This is a genomic window from Domibacillus indicus, assembly GCF_023715895.1.
GTDB lineage: Bacteria > Bacillota > Bacilli > Bacillales > Domibacillaceae > Domibacillus > Domibacillus indicus_A.
The window spans coordinates 1-206 of sequence record NZ_JAMBOO010000173.1 but is presented as its reverse complement, the minus strand read 5'-3'; the positions used below and the strand labels follow the sequence as shown (position 1 = coordinate 206).

The 206-nt window shown below is 51.5% G+C and carries 1 tRNA gene; it reads left to right on the top strand.

The annotated features are described in order from the left end of the window. Positions 1-76: transfer RNA gene (locus tag M3221_RS27200), tRNA-Ala, on the top strand. Positions 77-206 lie beyond the last annotated feature (130 nt).

Here is a 206-nt window from a genome sequence, read left to right as displayed (position 1 = left end):
GGGGCCTTAGCTCAGCTGGGAGAGCGCCTGCTTTGCACGCAGGAGGTCAGCGGTTCGATCCCGCTAGGCTCCACCATATTATGTTCTTTGAAAACTGGATAGAAGCAACACATTGTATGACCAAAGCAAAAAACCGAGTAAGATACACCGCCATTTTAGGTTAAGTTAGAAAGGGCGCACGGTGGATGCCTTGGCACTAGGAGCCG